Origin of the sequence: Bacillus sp. NTK074B (assembly GCF_017303375.1) — a bacterium.
Taxonomy (GTDB): Bacteria; Bacillota; Bacilli; order Bacillales; family Bacillaceae_B; genus Rossellomorea.
Genome location: NZ_JAFKOH010000011.1, coordinates 50,242 through 71,441 on the forward strand (window position 1 = coordinate 50,242; position 21,200 = coordinate 71,441).

Annotated in this window: 19 protein-coding genes and 1 riboswitch; of the genes, 3 read left to right on the forward strand and 16 right to left on the reverse strand. The window is 44.2% G+C overall.

All coding sequences use genetic code 11. From position 1 onward, the window contains the following. The first annotated feature begins 530 nt into the window (after window positions 1–530). Window positions 531–2,522, forward strand: coding sequence for an N-acetylmuramoyl-L-alanine amidase (locus JI667_RS17270; protein WP_206857436.1), 1,992 nt, complete (start codon window positions 531–533; stop codon window positions 2,520–2,522). Window positions 2,523–2,589: 67 nt separating this feature from the next. On the opposite strand, the gene JI667_RS17275 is transcribed toward JI667_RS17270, so the two are convergent. The 6 genes from JI667_RS17275 to JI667_RS17300 form a co-directional block, all read right to left on the reverse strand. Beyond that, entirely contained in the window at window positions 2,590–2,856 is a 267-nt protein-coding gene (locus JI667_RS17275; protein ID WP_206857437.1) for a CsbA family protein, read from the reverse strand. A 37-nt stretch (window positions 2,857–2,893) separates the two neighbouring features. Next, a complete protein-coding gene (locus JI667_RS17280) occupies window positions 2,894–3,535 on the reverse strand; it encodes an HD domain-containing protein (RefSeq protein WP_206857439.1) in 642 nt (213 codons plus the stop codon). A 216-nt stretch (window positions 3,536–3,751) separates the two neighbouring features. Then, window positions 3,752–4,927 carry a phosphoglycerate dehydrogenase gene (locus JI667_RS17285; RefSeq protein ID WP_206857441.1) on the reverse strand — a complete coding sequence of 392 codons (1,176 nt, stop codon included), beginning with the start codon at window positions 4,925–4,927 and terminating at the stop codon, window positions 3,752–3,754. A gap of 2 nt (window positions 4,928–4,929) precedes the next feature. Further along, window positions 4,930–6,006, reverse strand: coding sequence for a 3-phosphoserine/phosphohydroxythreonine transaminase (serC, locus tag JI667_RS17290; protein ID WP_206857443.1), 1,077 nt, complete (start codon window positions 6,004–6,006; stop codon window positions 4,930–4,932). Window positions 6,007–6,206: 200 nt separating this feature from the next. Beyond that, complete coding sequence (locus JI667_RS17295) at window positions 6,207–7,529, reverse strand: TrkH family potassium uptake protein (RefSeq protein ID WP_206857445.1); 1,323 nt, start codon at window positions 7,527–7,529, stop codon at window positions 6,207–6,209. Window positions 7,530–7,531: 2 nt separating this feature from the next. After that, window positions 7,532–8,188 carry a potassium channel family protein gene (locus tag JI667_RS17300; protein ID WP_206857447.1) on the reverse strand — a complete coding sequence of 219 codons (657 nt, stop codon included), beginning with the start codon at window positions 8,186–8,188 and terminating at the stop codon, window positions 7,532–7,534. A 134-nt stretch (window positions 8,189–8,322) separates the two neighbouring features. Beyond that, a riboswitch (cyclic di-AMP (ydaO/yuaA leader) is annotated at window positions 8,323–8,462 on the reverse strand. 200 nt (window positions 8,463–8,662) lie between these two features. Between JI667_RS17300 and JI667_RS17305 the strand changes: the two genes are divergently transcribed. Further along, the gene (locus tag JI667_RS17305; RefSeq protein ID WP_206857449.1) at window positions 8,663–9,526 is read left to right on the forward strand and encodes a DUF1206 domain-containing protein; all 864 of its coding nucleotides are present in this window, start codon (window positions 8,663–8,665) and stop codon (window positions 9,524–9,526) included. A gap of 193 nt (window positions 9,527–9,719) precedes the next feature. Continuing rightward, window positions 9,720–10,955, forward strand: a complete 1,236-nt coding sequence (locus JI667_RS17310) for a dicarboxylate/amino acid:cation symporter (RefSeq protein WP_206857450.1) — start codon at window positions 9,720–9,722, stop codon at window positions 10,953–10,955. 39 nt (window positions 10,956–10,994) lie between these two features. Here JI667_RS17310 and JI667_RS17315 read toward each other — a convergent pair whose 3' ends face one another. From JI667_RS17315 to JI667_RS17360, 10 genes are all read right to left on the reverse strand, one after another. Continuing rightward, window positions 10,995–12,191: a PDZ domain-containing protein gene (locus JI667_RS17315; RefSeq protein WP_206857455.1), complete on the reverse strand. Its 1,197-nt coding sequence runs from the start codon at window positions 12,189–12,191 to the stop codon at window positions 10,995–10,997. A gap of 329 nt (window positions 12,192–12,520) precedes the next feature. Then, entirely contained in the window at window positions 12,521–13,504 is a 984-nt protein-coding gene (locus JI667_RS17320) for an alpha/beta fold hydrolase (RefSeq protein ID WP_206857457.1), read from the reverse strand. A 66-nt stretch (window positions 13,505–13,570) separates the two neighbouring features. After that, window positions 13,571–13,759 (reverse strand): hypothetical protein, encoded by a 189-nt coding sequence (locus tag JI667_RS17325; RefSeq protein WP_206857459.1) that lies wholly within the window; start codon window positions 13,757–13,759, stop codon window positions 13,571–13,573. A gap of 12 nt (window positions 13,760–13,771) precedes the next feature. Next, on the reverse strand, window positions 13,772–14,533 hold the full coding sequence (locus JI667_RS17330) for a glucose 1-dehydrogenase (protein ID WP_206857460.1): 762 nt from the start codon (window positions 14,531–14,533) through the stop codon (window positions 13,772–13,774). Window positions 14,534–14,748: 215 nt separating this feature from the next. Then, window positions 14,749–15,552 carry a peptidoglycan bridge formation glycyltransferase FemA/FemB family protein gene (locus JI667_RS17335; RefSeq protein WP_206857461.1) on the reverse strand — a complete coding sequence of 268 codons (804 nt, stop codon included), beginning with the start codon at window positions 15,550–15,552 and terminating at the stop codon, window positions 14,749–14,751. Beyond that, on the reverse strand, window positions 15,509–16,576 hold the full coding sequence (locus tag JI667_RS17340) for a polysaccharide deacetylase family protein (RefSeq protein WP_206857462.1): 1,068 nt from the start codon (window positions 16,574–16,576) through the stop codon (window positions 15,509–15,511). Before JI667_RS17340 ends, JI667_RS17335 begins: the two co-directional genes overlap by 44 nt. Beyond that, window positions 16,548–17,519, reverse strand: coding sequence for an NAD-dependent epimerase/dehydratase family protein (locus tag JI667_RS17345; protein WP_244668369.1), 972 nt, complete (start codon window positions 17,517–17,519; stop codon window positions 16,548–16,550). The genes JI667_RS17340 and JI667_RS17345 overlap by 29 nt, the downstream gene beginning before the upstream one ends. Continuing rightward, window positions 17,519–18,667 carry a glycosyltransferase family 4 protein gene (locus JI667_RS17350; protein WP_206857463.1) on the reverse strand — a complete coding sequence of 383 codons (1,149 nt, stop codon included), beginning with the start codon at window positions 18,665–18,667 and terminating at the stop codon, window positions 17,519–17,521. The genes JI667_RS17345 and JI667_RS17350 overlap by 1 nt, the downstream gene beginning before the upstream one ends. Then, window positions 18,633–19,838 carry an O-antigen ligase family protein gene (locus JI667_RS23080; RefSeq protein WP_206857464.1) on the reverse strand — a complete coding sequence of 402 codons (1,206 nt, stop codon included), beginning with the start codon at window positions 19,836–19,838 and terminating at the stop codon, window positions 18,633–18,635. The genes JI667_RS17350 and JI667_RS23080 overlap by 35 nt, the downstream gene beginning before the upstream one ends. Further along, complete coding sequence (locus JI667_RS17360) at window positions 19,825–21,165, reverse strand: lipopolysaccharide biosynthesis protein (protein ID WP_206857466.1); 1,341 nt, start codon at window positions 21,163–21,165, stop codon at window positions 19,825–19,827. The genes JI667_RS23080 and JI667_RS17360 overlap by 14 nt, the downstream gene beginning before the upstream one ends. Window positions 21,166–21,200 lie beyond the last annotated feature (35 nt).

Consider the following 21,200-nt stretch of genomic DNA (forward strand, 5'->3'; position numbering starts at 1 on the left):
ATATACCCATCTTAAACACTGTACATTCATCTATACACATTCTACCACATTTCCTTCAGGATTAACCAACAAAAAGCGAACAAAAGTTCGTTCCCCTGTCAAGGAAAGGACCTTATCCGCTTTCTTCATTGTGGATAAGTTTACGATATGCCTTAGACGGAAGCAAAGATTATGACTTTCGACACAGACATAGTGGATAAACGTGGTATTCCGACAAAATACGACTATATCTATGCACAACCTGTGTATAACTATGTGCATAAGTTGATAATGCCTGTGGAAAATCCTAAAACTTACACACATTTCGTCATTTTTCTTGTGTACAAACGACATGAATGCGATTTCAAACTGTGAATAACTCTTATCTCCGTGTTTTTATTCACATAATCCACCCTTTATCCACAATCCAATCACTTCTCTCTATTAATATTCATCTAGGCATATATTCAATAATTGATTGACTATTCAGTCTATTATTCTTTAAGCTTTTTTATAGGTTCAACTAAAATACATAGTAACAGGAGGAATGTATGAAAAAATCGAAATGGTTGAAAGTTGCAGGTAGTCTTAGTTTATCGGGATTTCTATTGGGATCTGCCCTATCTCCGGTGTCGCCTTCCGGTTCTTCTCATGGAATTGCCCGGGCAGCAACGGTGGATTCCCTCGCATTACAAACATCGTTTCAAGATGCCGCCGAGGAGTTTAACGTACCGGTCGAAATCCTGCTTTCAGTAGGATACAACATGTCCCTATGGGAGCACCATGCCGGCAAGCCCAGTGCGTCCGGAGGCTACGGACTGATGCATTTGACAGATGTGGACCCTGATTCACTGGAAGAACCTCATTCAGATGACCCCCTTCATATGTTTCTATCAGGGAAGGAAGACAAACCGGAGACTCAAGCGGTGACAATTGAAAGAATATCAGATTTATCCATGACCGATCCCGCTCTTCATACCTTACATGCCGCAGCAGACTTGCTATCCCTTTCACCAGACACTCTGAAAAAGGATAATGAGCAGAACATCCGGGGAGCTGCGGCACTGCTTGCCAAATATGCCAAACAAACAGTTGGGGAAAACCCGGGAAATCTTAGTGAATGGTATGGGGCCGTTGCCAAGTACAGTGGTTCTTCCGATGAGATTGGAGCCAGGGATTTTGCCGATCGTGTGTATGAAACCATCAACAAAGGCGCAGTGAAACAAACAGAAGATGGATACTCCGTCAAACTGACAGCAAAACCAACCCAGCCCGATAAAAAAACCATCACTCCGTTAAACTTAAAATCGGATGATGGAGAAATCAAGGCAGATTGTCCTAATGGACTCGCCTGCCATTTCGTACCGGCAGCCTACAACAAAATCGATCATGACGGGACCGTTTATGAGTGGTCCTATGGTAACTACGATAAAGCCAACCGTCCCTATGATGACCAGGAAATCAAGTACATCGTCCTCCACGACACGGAAATCAGCTATGATTTAACCAAAACGGTATTTAAGAGGGAAACGACACAGGCATCCGCCCACTATGTAATCCGTTCTTCGGACGGTGATATCACCCAGATGGTCAATAACAAAGATGTAGCGTGGCATGCAGGTAACTGGTATTTCAACTCCAAGAGCATCGGGATCGAACATGAAGGAATCGCCATCGAAGGGGCAGCCTGGTATAACGAACAGCTCTATCATGCATCTGCGCGCTTGGTTAAACACTTGTCCAAAGAGTACAATATTCCCCTGGACCGCGATCACATCATCGCCCATGACGAAGTGCCGGGAACTTCTGCCACAAGACAGCCCGCCATGCACTGGGATCCGGGTCCGTTCTGGGATTGGGCCCATTATATGAAAGTTCTGGGTGCACCGCTGGAATCTGGTAAAAAGCAAAAAGACGTCGTGCAGATCCGACCGGATTTCAACCATAACATGCCCGATCTTCAGACACCGACCGGTGAACCGGTACCGAGACAATCGGCAAACTTTGTGTATTTGTATACAGCTCCAAGCTTTGATGCCCCACTGATCAAAGATGCGGCACTTCCAAATGCCCACCCTCTGGATGCTTCTAATTGGGGAAATAAAGCCGTAACGGGCCAAACTTTTTATAAAGCGGAAGAAGATGGGGACTGGACCGCCATTTGGTATGGAGCCCAAAAAGCGTGGTTCTATAATCCGAAAGGGACCAATACTACGAAAGGCTCAGGGATCGTCATCACACTGAAAGAAGGAAAAACAGGTATTCCGGTATACGGATTGGCTTATCCTGAAGCAGAAGCCTTTCCGGAAGGCATTCCGGTAAGAGGAATGACTGAGCTTCAATATACCCTTACCCCGGGACAGAAATATGTCGCTTCTGAGAAAGTAAAGGGAAGCTATTACAGCGCACCGGTCTACACGTATAACCCGGAGACGACTCATAAGATTGTGTGGGGTGACGATGAGTTTTACCTCATCCACCTTAATCACCGCCTTGCCTTTGTAAGAGCGGGTGATGTTAATGTAGTCGCTTCCCCGAAATAACAAGACATATTCAATAAAAAACCAGGTCCCTCTAAATAGGGACCTGGATTTTTATGAGCTTTTAAGCTCAGGCACTTCTCTTCGCTTTTTTCATCATCCGGTCACTATACCAAAAACCGGCGGTCAACGAAGCCGCGTCTATGACTATGAGCAACCAAGAATCCGTATAGCCCTTTGACACCGAAGCCGCGATGAGGGCAACGGTCAGGACCAGGCCGACATAATGATTATACGTGACCCTTGTGAACAGAACGACAAGCAATCCTGGAAGAAATAAACCTAATATAATTTTGGACACGTTCAACTCTCCTTGTAAGATAAGGGAATACCACATATTCTACCGAAGTTTCCCCTATCTGGAAAGGGGATTCTCACTCTTCAGCGTCCCGGATCAGTTTCCTGGTCCGTTCTTTCAGTTCATGATGGGGGATGAATTTTTCAGAAAGCATATCTGGAAGGATGTATTCCAGAAAGTATTGAACGCATTCCATATCCTTGTATTTTACGATAGTGGTCAATGCCTCCTGATAGATTTCAATGAACAAAGGTTCGGGATTACCCTTTTGGATTTCACCGAAGGATTCGTACAACAGGTCGATTTTATCCGCAACGGAAAGAATCCTTCCTTCAAGGGTCTCGTCCTTCCCTTCTTTAAAGCGTTCCCTGTATACTTCCTGGAACTGCGGTGGAAATTCCGTCGTGATGAATTTATTCACCATTTGATCTTCCACCTGGCTGAACAGCTCACGCAGCTTCCCTGAAGCATATTTCACAGGGGTTTTGATATCACCTGTAAACAACTCTGCATAATCATGGTTGAGCGCTTTTTCATAAAGAGATTTCCAATCTATTTCCTTCCCGTTCTGTTCCTCCACCGTTCCGAGGAACTGAGCGATTTTCGTCACTTTGAAAGAATGACTGGCCACGTTATGTTCATGATATTTGAATCGACCCGGACAGCGGATGAGGGTCTCAAGATCTGATAAGCTTTTAAAATAATGATGAATTCCCATGGTATTCTCCTCTCACTGATTATCTTTACTTTATGAAAATAGTATCAAGGAGAGTCCGCCAATGCAAAGATCCGTGGCTTTTCCTTTTCTACTTCTCTTACTAATATGGTATTTTACCGTGCAATGATACGTGCAGAGTGCCCGTCCAACTTTTTCAAAGGATAGGAGGAGGTGATAAAAAGAACTCCCTCATGGAATGAGGGAGTGATCGATGGATCATATAAGGCGCACGGAAACGACTCCTGTGATGTTTTTCATTTTTTGTTTCACATCAGCCTGTTCTTCTTCATTTAATTTTTGATCCAGGTCGATCATGGTGTACGCCCATGTATGCTTACTGCGGTTGATCATATCTGCGATGTTGACGGCGTATCCGGACAGGACCGTGGCGATCTGTCCCACCATGTTCGGGATGTTCTGGTGCATGACTGTCACTCTCATCTTCCCGCTATATGGGAGCTCAACGTCAGGCAGATTGACGGCATGCTTTATATTCCCGGTTTCAAGATACGTTTTCAACTGCTTGGTGGCCATGATGGCACAGTTTTCTTCGGATTCAACGGTAGAAGCGCCAAGATGAGGAACAGGCACGACATTTTTCATGGCGAGGACCTTCTTATTCGGAAAGTCCGTCACGTATTTTCGGACGACCCCGGACTCCAGCGCACCGGCCATGGCATCCTCTTCCACAAGCTCACCCCGTGAAAAGTTCAAGATCGTCATTCCTTTTTTCATTTTCGCGAAAGCTTCCGGGCTCACGAAGCTTGCTGTTTTATCCGTCAAAGGGATATGCAGGGTGACAAAATCACATTCCGCCCACACTTCTTCAATATGATGGGCGCGCTTTACATCCTGAGATAAGCGCCATGCAGCGTCGACAGAGATAAACGGATCATAGGCCACAACCTCCATCCCCAGTGCAAGTGCATCATTGGCGACCAGGACACCGATTGCTCCCAAGCCTACGACTCCGAGCTTCTTCCCTTTGATTTCACTTCCCACGAACTCTTTTTTCTTCGCTTCCACGACACCGGGAACATCTTCTTCTTGGTTCCTCAACGAGTTAGTCCAGCCTACGGCAGAATACAGATTGCGTGAGGAAGCAATCAAATTGGCGAGAACAAGCTCCTTGACGGCGTTCGCATTGGCACCCGGCGTATTAAAGACGACGATCCCCTTTTCCGTACAGAGATCGATGGGGATATTATTGACCCCCGCCCCTGCACGGGCAATAGCTTTGACGGAAGCCGGAAAAGCATAATCATGAAGGTTTTTTGATCGGACGAGGATTCCATCCGGATCCCCGTTTCCATTCAAATGATAGTTGATATCATCCTCGATCAGGGATAACCCGCTTTGACTGATGGCATTGTACGTATTGATTGAGATCATGTTCATTGTCCTCCTTGCTTCGCTTCAAATTTTTTCATGAAATCGACAAGTGCTTCTACACCTTCACGTGGCATGGCATTGTATAGACTGGCCCTCATTCCCCCAACGGAACGATGGCCCTTCAGGAACTCGAACCCTTCCGCTTTGGCTTCTTTTATAAATTGGGCGTTCAGATCATCATCCCCCGTAGAAAACGGAATGTTCATCAGTGAACGATTTTTACCTGGTACAGGGTTATGGAATAACGGTGATTCATCGATACAGGAGTAAAGAAGCGCCGCTTTCTTCTCATTATGATCCTGCATCCCATCCACCCCACCGTTCTCCTTCACCCATTCCAGTACAAGTTTCAGGACATAGATGGAAAAGGTCGGCGGTGTATTGAAGAGGGAATCATGTTTCACATATGTTTCGTAGTCCAACATGGTCGGACATTGAACAGGTGCCTTCCCCACCAGGCTGTCGTGGATGATGGCCACTGTAACACCGGATGGTCCAAGATTTTTTTGTGCGCCGGCATAGATGAGTCCGAATGAAGAGACATCGATCTTCTCAGAAAGGATATGGGAAGACATGTCGGCGATAAGGGGAATGCCCCCTGTATCAGGATATTCATGAAACCGGGTCCCTTCGATCGTATTATTCGATGTGATATGTACATAGCTCGATTGTGATGAAAAATCTTCTGGTATGTAGGCCGGGATCTCATAGGGTTCTTTGAGGGAAAGTGTGTGGACCTTCCCGACTTTCTCTGCCTCTTTAACAGCTTTCTTCGACCAGCTTCCTGTCACGATGTAATCCGCTCTTCCCCCTGCGAGTAGGTTCAGAGGGATCATGGAGAACTGCAGGGACGCTCCCCCCTGCATGAAAATGATCTGATAATCGTCAGGAATCGAAAGGAGCTCACGGAGTAAATTTTGAGCTTCTTCTGTTATCGTTTGGAAAGAGGCAGACCGATGACTCAATTCCATCACAGACATGCCACTTTCCCCGTAATTCAATAATTCTTCCTGAACCTTCTTCAATACAGGATCAGGCAACACAGCAGGACCAGCAGAAAAGTTATACACACGCTTCAACAACAGCACCACCAAAAGTCAGAATTTTTCAACAGTATAATCCCGTACAATTCTTTAGTCAATCACAAAAACATATGATGAAAACGCTTAATAATGGTGTTTTTAGCCTTATGCGAGGTCATGGATGGAATCTTGCTTGATTGATAAAAAAAACCGGCTTCCCTGCCTGCCCTCGATGGGCAAAGCAGGAAAGCCGATTTTCAGCCTGTCAGGATATCTTCTTTTGGATAACGGATTTTCTCTTTATCCGGACGAGACAGGGAGAAGGCCAGCGTGAGGGGTCCGAGTTTGCCTGTGAACATCACTATGATGATGATCCATTTCCCTATCACGGAAAGGGAGCCCGTAATCCCCATGGACAGACCCACCGTTCCGAAGGCAGACACCACTTCAAACACAAGGGACAGGAAGGACGCATCATGCTCCGTCATTTCCATGAAAAAAAGCGCGGTGAACACGAGGAGCACGCTGATCATGGACAGGGCCAACGCTTTGAAAATATGGGTTTGATCAATCGTACGCCTGAAAATACGAATCTCTTTTTTCTCTTTTAAAAATGCAATCATACTCAATGAAATGACAACAAAGGTGGTGAGCTTGATTCCCCCGCCTGTTGAAGCACTCCCTGCCCCGATGAACATGAGCAGGATGGTAAAAAGCAGTGTGGAACGCTCCATGCTTCCGTAATCCAGGGAGTTAAATCCTGCAGTACGGGGTGTGACTGCTTGAAAATAAGAAGCAAAGATCTTATCTGGAAGCGGCAGCTGTGCCAGTGTATTCGGATTATTATACTCCAGGACAAAAATCATGATGAAGGCCACGACATTGATCAGAAAGGTACCAATGACCATGATTTTGGTATGAAGGGATAACTGACGGATCGTTTTCGATTTCCACAGATCCACCAGAACCGTAAACCCGATTCCTCCCAATATAAACAGAAATGAAATCGTCAAGTTAATGACCGGACTTCCCACATATCCCATTAAGCCATCGGACCAAAGAGAAAACCCTGCATTGTTAAAAGCGGATATCGAGTGAAAGACACTCACATACAGGCCCCTTTTCCATCCATACTCAGGCACCCATTCCGTCGCTAATAACAAGACGGCCAAACCTTCTACTATAAAAGAAAATAGAAATAAGTATTTCACAAGCTTGATGACCCCGCCTACAGACGTTTGATTCAGTGCCTGCTGCAGGAGCAATCGTTCTTTGAATCCGATCTTTTTGCCAAGCACCATAAAGATCAAGACCGCAAAGGACATGATCCCGAGTCCCCCGATCTGTATGAGGCTCATGACGACAATCTCTCCGAATAATGTGTACACGCTCCCTGTATCCACGACAGCAAGACCCGTCACGGTCATGGCAGACGTAGTCGTAAAGAGGGCATCCAGCCAGGAGATTGGTTCAGTGGTGGCGAAAGGAAGCTTTAACAGCCCCATTCCCAGTATGATAAAAAATAGAAAGGTCACAACAAGAAGCTGCGGTGGACTTAACCGAATGACCTTTTGCTTCATCTTTATACACCCTCTTTTTCAAACCGGTTAATATCCCGATTATGTCCTATGACAATCAGTAGATCCTCTATTTCGACCACTTCATCGGCAGAAGGAGAAACAATGACCTCTTCCCCCCGATGGATGGCGATGATGTTACATCCGAACTTGGCCCGTACATCAAGATCATTCAACGTTTTGTTTGCTACCTTCTTTGAAGCGCATACTTCCACAATGCTGTGTTCCTTTGATAATTCGATATAATCGATGATCTTTTCAGAAGTGATGTGGTGGGCAATCCTTCTTGCCATATCCCGTTCCGGATGAATGACCTTATCTGCCCCGATCCGGTCAAGGACTTTCTGGTGGTAAGCATTCGACGCTTTCACCCATACTTCCTTCACTCCCAATTCCTTGAGGAGGAGTGTCGTGAGAATACTTGCTTCTATATTATCCCCGAAGGATACGATCACATGATCGAAATTCCTTAATCCCAGGGATCTGAGAACCGACTCATCCATGGCATTTGCCTGAACGGCATGAGTCGCGATATCGATGTATTTCTGTACCACATCATGATGGATATCAATAGCCAGCACTTCTACATCCAGGTCTGCTAATTCCTGGACCAAATTCCCTCCAAATCTCCCTAATCCAATAACGGCAAACTGCTTTTTCATGATGAAATCCTCCAAAACCTTTTTTATAGCTTAACCATCTGCAGGCTGTTCATGACCATATCCTCATATTGAACAACGCAAAAAGACCACCAGGAACTAAGCCTGTGGTCATTATCCATCACCGATCACAAGTATCATCCTCTCCCAATACGCTTACGAGGTTAGCTGACGGATTCGGGACATGGAAGTAGCCCTACCTTTCAACAGAAAGGATTCACCCCTTTATTACTAACGGTTCCCCCGCTTCAAATCATGAATTAAGCGATAAAGAATATTCATTTGATGATAGATATATTACTCCTCTCCACATGGGTTGTAAATAGATTATTTGTAAAAAATTCTTAAAGAAAAACAGGCAAAATTGTCTCAATATATCCAACATTTACTGTTCGTTAAAAAGGTTTGTTTTTTCCTGATCAGGGGAATAGCATACATAAGTCATACGAAAATTGAATTAGAAAGGAAGAAACGTTTATGGCAGGAGTTTCATCCCTTAGTTCTTCAAATGAGAATAAAAACGGTTCATCCGTTTCATCTAATGATATAAAACCATGGATTAAAGGATTTGCGCGGGTTGGGTATATCTCAAGGGGCGTTGTGTATATGCTCATTGGGGCATTAGCCGTCATGGCCGCACTCGGCATTGGCGGAAGCACCTCGGATTCGACCGGTGCTTTTACAGCCGTGGCAAGTAAGCCTTTTGGGGAAGTCCTTCTATGGATACTGGGAATAGGCTTGATCGGAATCGTCCTTTGGCGCATCATCCAAGTGATCTTAGACCCTGAGCATGTAAAGAACGGCGGTAAGTCCATGTTCAGGAGACTCGCAAGCCTCATCAGCGGTATCGCCTATGGTTCCCTGACCTATAATGCCTTTGCCATTGCATTGCATGCCAAAAGCTCGGGATCCGGTTCAGGTTCCAAACAGACACTGTCAGCAAAGCTATTGGCCCAGCCTTTCGGACAATGGATCGTCGGCATTGTCGGACTGATCATTATTGGATTCGCACTCTATGAAATTCATAAAGCGTATAAGGAAAAATACACCGACAAATTCAAGCGACATGAAATGACAGAGAAAGAATGGGAACTAGGACGAAAAACAGGAAAACTGGGACTGTATTCACGCGGGGTCGTCTTTTTACTCATTGGATATTTCTTCATCCAGACGGCCATCACCGCCGACCCTGATAAAACGAAGGGGCTTGACGGGGCATTATCCAAACTCGCCCAGCAGCCTTTCGGACAATGGCTACTTGGAATCGTAGCTGTTGGATTATTCTTATATGGAGTCTTTCAGATACTGAAAGGAAAGAACCGTCATATGACGATTTATTAAACATGTTAAGGAGCTGTGTATCTGACGGCTCCTTTTCTTTTTGAATTTGAAGATTAACTAAAGCACCTATTTTGACTCTTCCTGTAATGTGTTGTATCTTATGAAAATGAATCCTCACTAAACCTATAAGATTTATGTCAATGTTATGTTTTAGTACTTTGGGGACAATAAGATAAAAGGAGGCGTTAAAAACATGAAATCTCTCTGGAGAGGTTATCTCACTACATCCCTTATCATCAAAATAACCGTGGCCCTCGTACTGGGGATTTCCGTCGGTCTGATTTTTGGAAAGGATGCATCCGTCCTATCCCCCCTTGGCGATATCTTGATTCGCCTGCTTAAGTTCTTGATCATTCCCCTCATCTTGTTCACCTTGATGGTCGGAGTGAATCAGACGAACGTAAGTAAGCTTGGCCGCATGGGCGGAAAGACGTTCTTATACTATTTATTTTCATCTGCTTTAGCCATCATCGTCGGAATCGCCGTTGCCAGTTTGTTCAATCCTGGAACAGGCATGACCCTTGATACAACGGAGAAATTCAAGGTACCGGAAAATCCGGGTGTCACGAGCGTCCTTCTGAATATCATTCCGGAGAATATCGTCACGGCCTTCACGGAAATGAATCTTTTGGGGATCATTTTCACAGCCATTGTGTTCGGTATCGCGATTTCATATTTACGATCCCAAGCGGAGTATCACGAGCTGGGAGAGCATGTCTATAAGGTCGTAAATGGTCTGAACGAAGCTACCATGGCCATCATGAAGGTGATTCTTCAATATGTACCCGTCGGAATTTTTGCCATCATGGCCAATACAGTCGGGAATCAGGGACTGGACACGCTTCTCTCATTAGGAAATATGATTCTCGTTCTTTATGTTGCATTGTTTGTCCAAATCGGACTCTATATTATTGCCCTTGCAGGTTTCAAAATCAGCCCGCGCAGGTTCTTTGCCCAAGCCCGGACTCCAATGGTGACAGCATTCGTCACCCAAAGCAGCTCTGGAACACTGCCGTTGACACTGAATGCAGCCAAAAATCTCGGTTTGCCGAAAAGTCTGTACGGCTTCAGTTTACCTCTCGGTGCAACGATCAACATGGACGGTGCTGCCATCCGTATTGCCGTTTCTGCCGTATTCGCAGCCAACGTCGTGGGAGATCCGTTGTCACTGACCGATATGCTGGTCGTTGTCCTTGTAGGAACATTGGCTTCAATTGGAACTGCAGGTGTCCCGGGAGCAGGAATCATCATGATTGCAACGGTGTTCGCCCAGCTCGGCCTGCCAATGGAAACTGTCGCTCTGTTGACGGCCATTGACGCCCTTGTCGGTATGGGATGTACGGCGCTGAACGTGACGGGAGACTTGGTCGGTACGTCGATTATTGATAAGACGGAGAAGGATAGTGAAAAGAACCCTTCTCTTACGTGATACTAAAAAAAGGATAGCCGCGGCTATCCTTTTTTCTGATCATGAAACCTGATGATGCTCCCAACCCGACGCCTCATCGGCAAAAATGATCCCCAATTCATGATGATCACCTTCATACAGGGCTCCTTGAGTGAAACGGTTCTCACCGTTCGCCCCAAGGACCTCCAGCTTACAATAAGCCCCGTTCTTTTGAAGAGCTTCATAAAACGCTCTTTCCGTATTCACATCGACTCCGTTCACCTTCAGGACGATTTCACCTACTTCAAGAGTCAACTTCTTGGCAGGAGAGCCTGGAAGGATACCAAGGATCATGACTCCCTTCGGCTGGCGTTTAAAGAAGTAAGGCTTTGAATCTTCCTTCCTTTTGTAACGGTATGCGATCCATGCGCGTCCTATGACGGCGACGACAGCTGCACCGATTGAAAACATAGGTGCCCAAAAACCTGTTACGGCCAACGTCAAAACGAATGCACCCAACCAGAAAACCCTGGATCCCGTATATTTAATCGCTACTTCCGGCAACGTGCTTTTCACAAGCTGTTGAAAACCAAGGAGAAACGGTACACATAATAAAGAATACGTTTCAGTCCCAATAGTAAGCACGGGCCACCAGTCAAATGGAAGCGTCAAGCCCCCATTAGGGATCAGGATGAACATCGGAACCAGCCACAGTTTCTTCCCGAGATGTGCCCCTACTTTCAGGCCACGGGCACTCTTGTATAAACGGGGTGAAGTATGCTTCCAACCATTCAGTCGAATCAGTATTCCTTCTATCATGGTCAGCACACCCAGGAGTACGACGATAGAACTGAGCATTTCCAGGTTCAAGTTTTCCACATATGTATTCACATAAGGGATGTGCCACTGAAAATAATCCACCAACACGAATATGAAATAGGAAAATCCTACAGTCATGGTTGCGGACATTAGCTGAAAGCGGCCCGTCAGCGCAAACAGGATCGACATCACCCCGACCAGTAGAACGCCTGCGTAAGGAATGACCATCCCCACTCCTACCGTAACGACCGAAAACAGCAATCCAAGTACGATTCCGTAAGAAAACAATCCCCTCATATCATGGTACCCATCCAGCAATCTCGTATTAAAATCTTTTCGTTCCCTCTTCACGCGATAATAGCCCGCCATAATAGAGATGAACACAGAGAAATAGAAAACAGGATGCAGAAATAATTTCCCCAATCCTTTCAGGGTCTCCAGCAACCAAAGCTCAATCAATGATAACTCACCACCTTTTGTAAGAAAATTTGCATTATCTACTATTTTATCAAAAGAAGCAGTTAAAACCTATTGCAATTTATTCGTTCATTTTACGTTTCCATGTCATTTCCGACAGCATTCCACACGTTTTCCCGGGAAATGATGTCGATTGGACGGAAATAACCCCTATCATTGTAGAAAAAGAGACGATCAGGCTTACGTGCTGACCGTCTCTTTCTTCATTGAAAATAGGATAAAATAAAATCCTTAAAAACAAAGAACGCAAAACTTAAATAATCCAGCGGGTGATCCATTTCCCAATCCATCATCGTAGTCTTTCCCTCCTTCTATGATTTAGAGCGGGCGTGTAACCACTCTTTAAATTCGGTTGAAATTCCATATTTAATAAGACTGGCATGTCCTCCTGCCACCTCTAGCAATTGCTTATCCTTACTCGCAACCAGATCCAATAAAGGAGTGCTGATGGATGTTGGAACCAAATGATCATATTGAGAAGAAATCATGTAAAGGTTTGATTCGATTGTTTTCAAATCGACATTTTCCCCAGAGAGCGGGAACTCCCCCTTCATCAAGACATTTTCCTTAACAAAATATGTGAGGATATCCCTTGCCATTGCTCCGGTGAGGGATAGGTGATCATTGGTCCACTGATTAAAGCGAAGCCAGTAATCCGTATACTCCTTATCGTAAGCCCTGTTTAGAAGTGAAAAATAGGGAGAGAGGTAAATAGGAGCGGTCAATGCCCTCATTCCGTAACGGACGAAGGGTGCGGGGATGATATTCATTTCTTCCACGAAAGCCGGGACATCCAATTCATCATTTTTCAAGGCTTCCACCCAACTGCGATAATCTGGTATTTGATCAAAATCAATGGGGGTGACAAAAAGGATAAGATTCTTGATGAGTTGAGGATGCAACGCTGCGTAAATAACGGCTAACGTTCCTCCTAAACAAAATCCAGAGAGGGATAACTCGTCTCTCCCGCTATGATCAAGAGCTTTCTTTATGGATGGGTGTACGTATTGTGAGAGGTACTCTCCCAAACCGATGCCCCTTTCCTCTATAACGGGTTCACCAAATTCGAGCAGATAGACATCATATCCTTCCTCAAGAAATTCCCCTACCATACTATGTTCCTTGGTCAAGTCAAGAATGGATGGCTTGTTGATAGGTGAATAAAGGAAAAATACTGGAATCAGATCCGTTTGATTTCCGGAATGATAGTACCATAGTTTACTATTGTATTGATTCCAGATTTCTCTTCTCGGAAAGTTCGGCTCCCACTCGCTTTCATTTTGCAAAGTATCCATGAAACCTTTCCACCTTGCGATTTCTTTTTGACTGTTCTCTTCTTTCATTGTAGTCACCTCTATTCTTTAATCTTTTATTGTGGCATCCGTAATGGACAGAAGTTGAAAGAAGATCACGACCATGTGGAATAGCTGCAGCCATTGATTGACGTACTCCACATACTCGGGATCATCCAATTTTTCTTTAATCGCTTGATTCAACTCATACTCCACACCCATCCACAGTTTTTTCACATCTTCATAAAAAGGATCCATATCTTTCCCTCCTTAAACTTGCGCGCGGATACCGCCGTCCACGACAAGAATATGACCATGAACATAATCCGAAGCAGAAGAGGAAAGGAAGACGGCAACCCCTGTCAGATCTCCTGCCTGTCCAAATCGCCTGGCGGGTATATGCTGTTTGATCATGTTTCCCTGACTGGAAAATAACTCCTTTGTGATTTTGGTCGGGAAGAAACCCGGCGCGATGGCATTCACCTGAATGTTATGAGGTGCAAGCTTCACCGCAAGATCCTTCGTCAAGGTCATGACCGCCCCCTTACTCGTATTGTAAGGAACAGTATCCATCAGCATGGGATTCGTCCCCCCAAACCCGGTTACGGATGCAATATTAATGATCTTCCCACTTTTCTGACCAACCATGATCCGGGACACTTCCTGCGAAAACAAAAAAGCCCCCTTCACATTGACATCCATCACCTTGTCCCACTTATCTTCAGGTATATCCGCAAAAGGACCTGCCCAGGACGTCCCGCTATTATTGATCAGAATATCGATTCTGCCAAACTCTTTCATTACCGTTTCCACTACGTTCACAACATCTGATTTCTTCGTCACGTCGCAAGGGAAGGCGATTGACTTTACGCCCAGATCCATGAGCTCTTTCTTCACTTCTTCACACGCAGGAAGGTTCCTTGAACACACCACCACATGTGCTCCTGCTTCTCCCAATGCCATGGCCATCTCTTTTCCTAGACCGCGTCCACCGCCTGTGACGATGGCGATTTTGTCTTTAACTGAGAACATTCTATCAATCTCCTTTCTAGTAAATTCAGGGTCATTATTATAATAGATTGATTGGGGGAAAGAGTGCATACTATTTAAGATTTCTAAAGAAATTGAATGAAATGCCTTTATCATTGTGTCACAAATAAAACGTAAACAATGTTTCTTCTTCATATCAAAGACCTCCCTGAAGAAGGGAGGTCTTTGATGTTCGGCTACCTTTAAAATACATTTTACTATTTAAAACTGTACTCTAAAAAATCCGGTCTCTTTTTCCATTTTTGACTTAAGACAAATAATACTACTTTTCCAGGAATGCTATGGGCAATAAAATATTTGTATTCTATTACTTCCCTACCCCCGAATCCTTTTTTGAAGTCAGTAATGTTCTTCATGGCTTCATCCTCATCGTCATCGAATGATAAACCGACAAAATCATAAATCGTATAACGTTGCTTTTTAAAGTATAGGATATCATTCCAGTGAAGAAAGCGATTCGCCCTTCCGATACGATTTCTTTCTTGATTATTTCCGTATTCAAACCGGGCCGAACATGAGTGGATCATGCTCGCCTTTCCCTCTGTCAGGGAATAAGCATGGGAAGCCAGTTTACGCCCCTTCTCATCCATTACCTTCGTGATCACCAGCATTCCTTCTTCACACAGGGAATTCAATTTACTGTAGCTGCAGGGCGGAATATCCTTCTCCTTTGAAAAAGGGATGAAAAACTGAACAAATTCTTTAATGTCTTTAGAAGAAGGGTGATCTATGATTGTGACTTCAATGGAATCTTTAGAAGCTCTGTTAATCTGATATCGGGTGGTTCGGTTCATGTCCTTGAGTAATTCTTCTTCTGTTTGTTCAAGATTGAGATGCAGGGTCTTAAACTTCTTTAGCATATGGTATTTGTCATCGGACATATGTTTAGGAAGTTGAGAAACGATCGTGATGTCTGTTTTTTTATGCGGTCTGTCCGTTTCATTTGTTCCATATAAATCAGTTATATCTAACATCCATTTCTTCCAGTATATCGGCTTCATCACAGGTCCCCCTATTAATATAAAATTCCTTTTGTAATTCTGTCATATTGAGACTTCTCATCCCGTACTCTTTCTTCAATCCAGAGAACACTTCGAGAATCCGATGGAGAAATTCAAGATTTTCTCGCAAGTTCGAATTGAAATTATGTGGGTGCCACCACAGATGATAGGTTTCGCCGTTCTTCGCTGCATACGTAAGATCGTCCAGGATTCTCTTAAGACGAAGGGGTTCCAGCCTTTTTAATTTAGGGCAATAAGGCCTTAGAAACCTGCTTGATGGTATGTTCAATGGCATAGACCCATCACTTTCCTTCAGGGAATACGTATGATGTCCAGTAAAATTGAAATAGGCATCAAGAAAACGGAGCCCCCGTTTTACATATCTCTTATTCTCACCTGTCTTCAAATCGTAAATCCAAGACTGTTCAGTGCCCCGGTAGGATGTGATCCCTTTGCTTTTACACAGCTGGACATACTCCTTTTTTATCTGGTTACGGGGAAAAACAATGCTTTTCGGTTCCTGCCGCACCTTTCTCATTACATCTATGGCTTTACTGAGATCAGCATCAAATTCTTCGATTGTCTGACCTTCTTCTAAGCAGTAATAATGGGAAAAGGTGTGAGTACCAATCTCTTGGTTTTTTGCCTTTGCTATTTCACTGATCAATGAAGGAGAAAAGTGAAAATCATAATGATCTCTATCATTTTTTAAAGAATCAAGATACAAATAGGGGGAAAGCTGTGAATCATGATACCCGGGAAGTTTTGCCGGGAAATCTTTTCTCAGCTCCTTGAAACTTTGATAATACATAAAGCCGACCACTGCCCATGTGGCATGAATATGATAACGATTAAAGCTTTGCAAAATGGATGTAACCACCTGTTCTGCATCTTCTTCCGATTGATCTTTATACGTTTTAAAGGAAAGCTGGTCCTGCATTCCCCAATAGAGCTCAAAATCCAATGAAATAACAAGTGTTCCTGGTTGTTTCTTATCAAACGGAGTGACTTTTTTCCCAAGCAACTTCATGGATCCTCCTTCTATTCCTATGAATTTCATTCAGTGATTCACGAAGGCCTTGTTCCAGCGTGTAGTTTGGATTCCATTTCAACTGTTTCCTTGCATTTGAATAGTCCAGGGAACTATGTTCGATATCCCCTTCCCGGGCAGATTCAAACTGGACTGACAAAGGTTTTTCGCTGATTTTGGATATTGAGTGTATGAGATGATTGATGCTCAGCTGTGTCTGGGAACCAATATTGATGATGGTGTTCTCCCCAAGTTCAAGTGACTGGATACAAGCCTCTGCAACATCCTTCACATAAATGAAATCCCGGGTTTGATTTCCATTACCAAAAACCTGGATCGGTTTATCCTGTGACGCATTGTTCAGGAAGATAGAGACCACACCCGCTTCACCTTCTGATGTTTGCCTTGGTCCGTACACATTAGAAAATCGAAGGATCGTATAAGGCAAGGAACCCAAGGAACTTGATTGGTAATACATTTGAATATAGTTTTCAGATGTCATCTTGGATAACCCATAAGAGGAAGTAGGCATAAGCTGATGACGTTCATCGATCGGCAGGTTTACAGGAGTTCCATAGACTGCCGCAGATGAAGCAAAGATGAATTTTTTCAGATGGTATTTTGCACTCAGATGAAGAAGGTTAATGGTCCCGATAATATTGACCTTTCCATCCTCCTGCGGATTTTTCATTGAATAGGAAACGGAAATCTGTGCTGCCAAGTGAATAATGACATCCGGCTCTTCTTTTATAAATACTGTTTCGATATCTGCACTGGTGATATCCATTTTGTAAAAGGCAACACCCTCTGGAATATTTTCTTCTTTCCCGGTGATAAGGGAATCCATTACGATGACTGAATGCCCTTTTTCTTTTAGACTTTTTGTCACATGATAACCAATAAACCCCGCTCCGCCCGTTACCAATACCTTCATCATTACACCCCTCTACTCTTATTTGGAAGTCCGACCGGTCTCATTCCAATCCCATTTGCCAGAACTGTCTTATACATCTGTATCGTTTGATCACTCATATGTTCAAATAAGAAGTGACTCTCGTATCTCGTTCTACTGCATTGCCCCATTTTCGTCATCTGTTGTGGATCCACAATTAACGACTTTAACCTTTGCATGAGAGTCTCAGCGTCATTCCTCGGGATCAGAAAGCCGTTCTTCCCATCATCAATAAGTTCTTTCATTCCTCCTACGTCTGATGCAACGATGGGTAAGCCTGCTCTCATTGCTTCAATGACACTGATGGGAAGCCCTTCATGCCTCGAGATCAGTACAAACAGATGTGAGCGTGCCAAGAGCTCAGGGATATCTCTTCTGTTCCCAAGGAAATGGACGCGATGTGCAATAGAACTTCTGGAAACCATATCCTTTACTTCTTTCAACAGAGGTCCGTCCCCCACCAGATCCAGCTCCCAAGAGAGATCTTGGATGCTTTCCAGGGCGAGTAGCAGGGTCCGTTGATCCTTTGGGGCGGCAAACCTTGCTACCATGATCAATTTGGGTTTGGATCCCGCTGGATTTCTTCGGAGATGTTCAGGAACATCGGGGACACTGTTATGAATCGTTTTCAGTTTTGATTCGTGTATGATCCTGTGCTTTATAGCTAATTGATAGTCGTAGTTTGAAACGGTTATGATCCCATTCGATATCTTTCCTGCAACCCTTTCTAGAATGGTATAGATTCTCCTTTTCCTTTCAGGTACCCCCTCAGAGAAGGCCCATCCATGTGCTGTAAACACAGTTGGGACACGACAGATTTTTCCGGCCATACGTCCCAGCATACCTGCTTTCGAAGAATGGGTAGCGAGAATATCAGGTTTTAGAGTCTTCAACCACTTGCAAAGCTCCTTCAATGCAAGCCAATCTTGTATGGGATGGATCTTTAAATGCAGTTGTATCAACTCTTCACATCTAATTCCCTTCTTCTGTAGTTCATCAGTGACGGGCCCGCACCCCATGGAAAGGACAATTACCTCATGCCCCGCCCTCATAAGGCTCAGTGAGAGATCGAGAACGTGAACTTGAGCCCCCCCTACATCATCCATCCTTGTAATGAATTGTATGATTTTCATATACTCCCCCCTCTTGTTTAGGAATCCCGCCGACCGTGCACCAAGGTAAGGCAAGCAGCAGCCAGAAATGACGCCAATGCAATGTATCGATAAAGAAACTATTGAAAAGTAAGCCGATGATCGATGCAAGGATGACAACAAAATATCCCTGATCCATTCCTTGTGTCTTCCTGATATTCCGGAAGCAAGTCAACATACTTACCCCCACAAAGCCAATAAAAGAGATAAACCCCAAAAATCCATTTTCAGTCAGTATCCTCACATATAAACTATGGGTAGAATGATTGAACATCATTTCCGATTGCCCGGATCCCACTCCAAGAGGATGGGTCAAAGCGGCTTCCAACGATTCCTTCTGTTTATCAAACCGCGTATTATCGTATTCCTGATACCCTAACCGCTCGTGAAACAAATCGACCAGATCAGTAGATGCCATCACAAAGTAGAGAATTGGAAGAGAAGAAAGAATCAGGAGAAGGATAATACCGATTCGTTTGTTGATATTCCCCTTAAAAAACATAAAATATATGAAGAGTGCGACGACAAGATGACCCCAGGCAGCACGGGAAAAGCTGAGCGAAACGGCTAAAGTAAGGACAATGAAACTGATGAACATCCATACTTTCACTTTTCCTCTCACAGACACCATCTCTATCTTGAGTAGCAAGAAAAGAGCCGCAGGAATCACAAAGGGACCAAACACATTAGGATCTTTAAACATCGACTTTATTCTTCCCGACCACATAAATAGATCTGAAAACGGAAATAGATGGAAGAAAGAACCGAGACCGATGACGGCGGCTGCCGTTGCAGCGATCACGTATCCATTGAATATGGTCTCAAGAGCCTTTTCTTTATAAAGGGAGACCACGCTTCCGATACAGACCCAGGTCAATACGAGGTAAAAAGTGATGACGCTATAGTTGAGACCATGGACAGGATCCTTCGCAAAATAGAGAGAAGCCAAATTACACGTTATAAATAGGATCAGCAGAAGCATCGGAGCAGGGTACTCCATGGAAAAAGGGATCATTTTCTTCAACATCAAAGCGATAAGGATGATTAACAGGACATCATATGGAGAAGGTTCAACCAATACGATTGAACTGCAAGCCAATGTGAAATAAAGAAACGAATTCAGCCATCCTGGAAGAAATTCATTTAGCTTCACTGGCTTCAACTCCTATTTCACACTCGAATTGATCTTGGGTCACACCTTTAGTCCTCATGGCATACCAGGCAAGAAAAGCAACCACCATATACCCAAGAGAACCTAAGACACTTAAACAAAGCAGGGACTGTATGGATGAAAATTGGGAATGTACTGAGATCAATACAGCTGCCAACAAGAGAACAAATCGAATGAATTCTCCAACAAGATGTAAATGCTGGGCTTCAAAGACATAAAAGTTCGCTGTAATGGGATTAACCACCATCTGGAAGAAAAATAGAATCGCCATCACTTGAATATATGTCCCTGATTCAATCCACCCTTCGCCAAACACATGTCCAAATGTCCATGGTGCGACTGCTACAATGATGCAAATGATCAAGGAACTGACACCAGTCAGCTTCCACACCATTTGCCAAAAAAGGGAATTCAATGGAGTGGCGGTGGAACGTTTTTGCTTTGTGGCGCTGGCAAAATAAACCTGTTTAACCGAGAACCCGATCAGGGCATCTGGTATCGAAAGGACCCGCTGACCGAGCATATAAAGACCTGCAGCTTTTGACCCGAATGTTGCGGCGATGAAGAAGACTGGCAAATGACCACTTGCAACACTCAATATGGATGACCAGCTTGATATGAGTGGAAAATATCTATAGCGATTGGCCAAGACCCCCATTTGTTTTAGATTGATTTGATGAAGGCGCGCTTTAATGGATTCAAAAGAAAGCCTGAGTACTGTGCTGCTGCCTACAATCCTCCCCACCACCTCTCCCGCAACCAAACCAGCCGGTCCGAAATGAAGAAGTCCCAAGCTGATTTGCGAGAATACTTGACTCATGTTCATAAACACTTTCCCCTTAGCCATGAAGGGGTAGGCTTCCCCCCTTATAAGCCATGTATTCAATACTTGAAAGACGCCAAAGCCGAATAAACTCAAAGGGAGTAGCCATAAGTACTCTTCTAAATGGGGAATGTTCACCATGGATGCCATGAATTGTCGGAACAACCAGACCCCAATCAAACATAAAACACTCATTCCAGATACAATGATTAATGAAAGACTTAAGAGATTGACAGCATCATCCTCATCCTTCGGCAGCGGGATAGCCGATTCATACATTAAAGAAGCCATTACTGATGTCGTGTATAAGATGGAGACATAAATGGAATATCCACCAAATTCTTCAGGTGTGTACAATCGAGTCAACAATGGTGTCGTCAATACGATGACGATGAGAGAAATGGCTGTGCCTGAAACAAGAATGGAGACGTTGCGATAGAAGTTTCCCTTTAGGATAAGAGCCTTAAATTGTTTTATGAATTTCATCTCCTTGTACCACCTTAATCACGTATGACTTCATA